At 51.0% G+C, this 4960-nt stretch carries 6 protein-coding genes and 1 pseudogene; all 7 read right to left on the bottom strand.

Annotated elements, in window-relative coordinates; translation table 11 throughout:
• Positions 1–224: pseudogene (locus QM579_RS10765) on the bottom strand (hypothetical protein); the annotation flags it as partial.
• Positions 225–527: 303 nt separating this feature from the next.
• A complete protein-coding gene (locus tag QM579_RS10760) occupies positions 528–986 on the bottom strand; it encodes a PTS sugar transporter subunit IIB (RefSeq protein ID WP_414999146.1) in 459 nt (152 codons plus the stop codon).
• A gap of 4 nt (positions 987–990) precedes the next feature.
• Entirely contained in the window at positions 991–1434 is a 444-nt protein-coding gene (locus QM579_RS10755) for a PTS sugar transporter subunit IIA (protein WP_414999145.1), read from the bottom strand.
• Positions 1435–1468: 34 nt separating this feature from the next.
• A complete protein-coding gene (gene rapZ / locus QM579_RS10750) occupies positions 1469–2398 on the bottom strand; it encodes an RNase adapter RapZ (RefSeq protein ID WP_414999144.1) in 930 nt (309 codons plus the stop codon).
• A 54-nt stretch (positions 2399–2452) separates the two neighbouring features.
• Positions 2453–2992, bottom strand: coding sequence for a ribosome hibernation-promoting factor, HPF/YfiA family (gene hpf, locus QM579_RS10745; RefSeq protein ID WP_414999143.1), 540 nt, complete (start codon positions 2990–2992; stop codon positions 2453–2455).
• Positions 2993–3146: 154 nt separating this feature from the next.
• Positions 3147–4571, bottom strand: coding sequence for an RNA polymerase factor sigma-54 (rpoN, locus tag QM579_RS10740; RefSeq protein ID WP_414999142.1), 1425 nt, complete (start codon positions 4569–4571; stop codon positions 3147–3149).
• 248 nt (positions 4572–4819) lie between these two features.
• Positions 4820–4960 (bottom strand): glutamine amidotransferase-related protein (locus tag QM579_RS10735; protein ID WP_414999147.1); only part of this gene is annotated, 141 nt, incomplete at its 5' end.

Raw genomic sequence — 4960 nt, 5'->3', positions numbered from 1 at the left:
TGGGTATTTTGTAGGGTGCGAACTAGACTGAAGATCACTACGAAGCAGAGGCAGTAGAGCGTGATCTGCCACAGGCTTCTATGTAGAGACGAGAAAAAAAGAGCTGTCCCCGGGGCAAGCCCGCCGGGTTTGCCCGCACACCACATTTCAACCTTGTCTACCATAGGGTTTTGGCTGATGCGCTGGCGGTGTTCGCCATAGGCAGCGGCATAAGCTGCGAGCATGCAAAGAATGAGGGGAATAAGCAGGCTGCCGGGTTCTGTCAGTTCAAAGTGCCTGCATAATGGAAAAAGCAGCAAAAAGCTCAGGCTGCCATATGGAGGTACAACGCTGCCCAATTCAAGGGCGTCCAGCCACAGCAGCTCAAAGATGATGCCTAAAGGGAGAGCCAGGCTCCAGTCAGAAGTAATTGCTCCTGCAATGAGGGCCAGACAAATGGGGCGGTCAATAATGCCAATTATACAGGAAGAGCGGGCTGCACCTGCCAGGGCAAAAAAAAAGCGTAAGGTGCCCCAACTACCGTCATTTCATATAAGTTGTTCATGGGGACCCCTTACGGTTTCTGTGGGGACACTGCGAAAATCCAGTTGTACAAGGTGCTGCTGGATAGAGTGCAGATCTTCCCTGTCCTGGGCAGACAACGCCACGTGGGGAAGGATCTGTATTTTTTCCGGGCCGTAATGCAGGTTGCCAATATTGAGAGTTTCCATAATGATGCCCGCTCCGCTGGCGCGTCGAGCATCCTGGCAGTTAACAAAAAGAACAAAGCTGTCTTCGCCGCAGGCGTCAAGCGTTCTGGCCAGGTCGTGTACAGGAATGAAATGGGTGATAATACGCTGCGGCACTGCGAGTTCAATTATCTGCTGGCGCAATTCGTCAGCCGCAAGCTCGTCATTGGCAACCACCAAGTGTCTGGCACCAGTATAGGGAAGCCACGCCTCTATAACCTGCCCGTGCACCAAACGATTATCAACGCGGAACCACATATAATTAGCCGTCGTTTTTGGCTCGGGCCTTATTACGCAGCATATTTCCGGCGACCACAATTCCCTTTGCACCCGCTTCACCTGCCAGTTGCGCCAATTCTTCCAAAGGTTTTTCGCGTGTTGAAAAAACTTTAAGAAGCATCGGGAGGTTAACCCCCGTCACAACTTCAACCTTATGCGTGGTCATAAGTGAAAGAGCCAGGTTGGTTGGGGTGCCGCCGAACATATCAGTAAGAATAATGACTCCGGCCCCCTTGTCCAGCCGTTGTGCTGCATCAGTGAGACGTCGTACGGTTTCAGACACTTCGTGGGCAACGTCCACACTAATGGAACTACAATCGCTTTGCGCCCCCAGAATAAATTCAGCAGTACGCAGCATTGCCGAACCATAGTCGGCATGCGAAACGATGATGATCCCCACCTGTGTCTTCTTGTTTTCGTCCGTCATGGCATTCCTCTCGACTCAAAGCCTGCCAGCTTTTTTAGCCAAGTTCAAGATGTCGGTGTTCCAGTGTGGTCGGATAGTCAGCCTGTTTTAAAGCCTGCCAGATTTCTTCGGCCATGGCCACTGAGCGGTGGCGTCCACCAGTACATCCAACAGCAATGGTGACGCGGTAACGGCCTTCAGTTTCCATAAGCGGCAACATGAACAAAAGCAGATCCATCAGCTTGGCGCGAAATTCACGTGCGTGCGGCTGATTGAAAACGTACTGCGCAACTGCCTTGTCTTTCCCACATTGTGGGCGCAGCTCTTCAACAAAGTACGGGTTGCTGAGAAAGCGCAGGTCAAATACAAAATCGGCTTCGCGCGGGACACCGTACTTGAAACCAAAGGAAATTACGTTGACCTTGATGGCGCGGAGTTTGCTTTTGCTATCGCTCCAGCGCTTCTGAATGGCACGCCGCAGGTCGTGAATGGAGAAGCGGGACGTGTCAATGACGAGGTCGGCCATTTCCCGTAACGGGCGTAAGCTGTTGCGCTCGGAAAGCAGGGCAGTTTCAAGACCCAGCCCCTCACGTTCAAGCGGGTGAGGGCGGCGGGTCGTCGCGTAACGCCGCAGGAGCTCCTGAACGTCGCACTCCATAAAAAGAAGCATGGGACGGACATTTTTGGCCGTTAGGTCAGACAATGCGTCGTTGATTTCGTCCAGAAAGTTGCTCTGCCGCAGATCCATGCCAAGGGCAATGCCCTTGAAATGGCTCATAGAGGGGCGAGACATCATGGCGACCATTTCAGGAGCCAAGCTCGCAGGCAACCCGTCCACCACAAAATGGCCCATATCTTCAAAAACTTTCAGGGCCGTACTTTTACCCGCGCCAGAAAGACCGGTTACTATGCACACGGCCACGGGCTGTTCAGCTGTACAGATTTCAGCTGCAGGCTCTTCGGGTTGTTGTTTTGTGGTGTGCATGAATCCCCCGCTAAGTTCCCGGCTGCCTGATCGGCAGCCGGGAATCAGGAGTAGTTATAAGACGGGGTCAATCAGCGCGTAGCTGCTTGTGCGCGTGCGGTATACCACATTGATGCGGCCATTTTCTGCGTTAAAGAACACCAAAAACTCGCTGCCAATGGAATCAAGCTGCATGAGCGCCTCATCAAGGTGCAGAGGCTTGGTAGCCAGGCGGTCTGTTCCTTCCACAGGCAATGCAACTTCAGTTTCGGCGTCAATGTTATAGGTAAAGACATCCACATCAGCACTGCGTGCCTTGCGGCGCTGTGTTTTTACTCGTGAAACCTGACGCTTGATCTGCGCTTCAACCTTGTCGGTCACAAGGTCAATAGCAGCATACATGTCTGAGGTTTGTTCGGTAGCATTGATATGCAGTCCTTCACCGATGACCGTAACTTCGCAACGGTGGCGGAATTTGTCTACAGTCAACACGACGCTTACTTCAAGACCGGAAGATTTGCCAAAAAACCGCCCCAGCTTTTCAATGCGGCGGCGGGCATATTTCTTAAGGTGGTCGGAGGCTTCAAAGTTCTTGAAGGCGAAAGAGATGTTCATATAATCCTCCTTATTATGGCAGTTCCCCACGCGGAGAACCAGGAACCCGCCCTTTAGGGCGGTGAAAATCCGGCGAAAGGCCCGGGTTTTCGCAATTTTTGTCTTTCCCTCGTGGGCAGTTTTATACAACGTTCTGCCACAGGCGATCAAAAAACTAAAAATGTTCCTTTCGTCTGGAAGAGGAAGGAATATCAAGGGCGGTGCGGTATTTTGCCACAGTACGCCGTGCAATGTTGACCTTGAGGTGGTCTTTTAACATTTCACCAATGCGTTCATCACTCAGGGGAGACTTGGAGTCTTCATCGGCGATGAATTTTTTTATGAGCGCTTTGACGCTCTCGGAACCCACCTGACTTCCGTCATCCAGCTCCAAACCGCTATTGAAGAAAAATTTCAGCTCAAAAATACCGTGGGGTGTGGCCACATATTTGTTGGTTGTAATTCTGCTGACAGTGGACTCATGCATGCTGATGTCATCTGCAATGTCCTTGAGAATGAGAGGAGCGAGGCGCGATACACCAACTTCAAAAAAGGCCTGTTGATGCCGGACAATGCTTTCCATTACCTTGTACAGGGTGCGCTGTCGCTGATAAAGGCTCTTGATAAGCCAGCTGGCCGAGCGCATCTTTTCCGTACAGTATTCTTTTTCCTTGTCTGAGGCGTCCTTCATGTCCATCTGGCTCATGTTGGAAAGCTGCAATTGCGGCAAGCCATCTTCGTTGAGCAGTATGACGAATTCGTCACCCATTTTGTACACAAAGACGTCTGGGCTGACGTAGGTTGGCTCTCCACCTCCAAAGCTGGCCCCTGGCAAGGGATCAAGACTTTGGATGATGTCCAGATACTCCTTGAGCTCATCCATATCCAGTTTGAACTTGCGAAGCAGCGGCTTATAGCGCTTGCCTTCAAGGTCTTCCAGGTGTGAGCGTATCAGTTCAAGCAGTATGGGATCGCGGTCGTATTTCAGGCTTTTTATCTGCACCAGTAGGCACTCGCGCGCGTCACGCGCTGCAACACCCACGGGATCAAACAGTTGCACTTTTTCAAGCACAACCAATACGTCATCTGGGTCCGATTCGGTCATCTGTGCAATTTCATCAATGCTGGCGTGCAGATAGCCTGCGGAGGAAAGATTGCCAATGATGACTTCGCCAATATCTTTTTGAGCGTCAGTAAGCGAAGAAAGACGCAACTGCCAAAGCAAATGCCCTTCAAGGGTAGGTTTGGCTGAGTAGCGGGCTTCTAGAGGAGAAATGTCTTCAGCAACTTCGAATTCGCGAGGTTGCACAAGGCGGGGAGTGCTGGCGAATTCGCCCAAGTAGTCTTCCCAGTCAGCGTCCTTGGCCAAATCCTGGTCGTATACTTCTTCAGTGGCTTTTTCCCTTCGGTCTTCAGCAGGTTCAGCTGAGCCGTCATCGCCTTGGGATTCTTCCAGAAATGGATTGTCCAGCATTTCTTGCTGCACAGTCTCCAGAAGCTCCATACGCGAGAGTTGGAGCAGCTTGATGGCCTGCTGCAATTGCGGGGTCATCACCAGCTGCTGAGCCAGTTTGAGTTGTTGTCGAAGTTCCAGTGCCATGAACCTGTTCCGCCTTGAATGTCCTCAGGAAAGTTTTTATTTACAAGTACTGTGCCATAGTGGCAAAAATTATGCAATAGCCAGAGGTTGCGAAATCAAAAACACGTTTTGAGATGGATTAATATAAACTTTGCCCCATTGTTTTCAAGGTGTTGGCTTAACGAATGTCCATCGGATGCAGAAAATAAAAAAGGGAGGTTAGCCCTCCCTTTTTTATTTTCTATGAGATGTCTTTAAACCCTCAAGCGTTAAACCTTGGCGTGCTTTTTAGCAGCCCCGATAAATTCGCGGAAGAGAGGGTGGGCGTCCATAGGCCGAGATTTGAATTCGGGGTGGAACTGACACCCAAGGAACCAAGGATGGTCTGGCAGCTCAACAATTTCCACTAG

It is taken from the genome of Desulfovibrio sp., from assembly GCF_047607245.1.
In the GTDB taxonomy this organism is placed as follows: Bacteria; Desulfobacterota; Desulfovibrionia; order Desulfovibrionales; family Desulfovibrionaceae; genus Desulfovibrio.
Note: the sequence above shows the minus strand (reverse complement) of the source record. Positions and strands in the feature narration are given on the sequence as shown.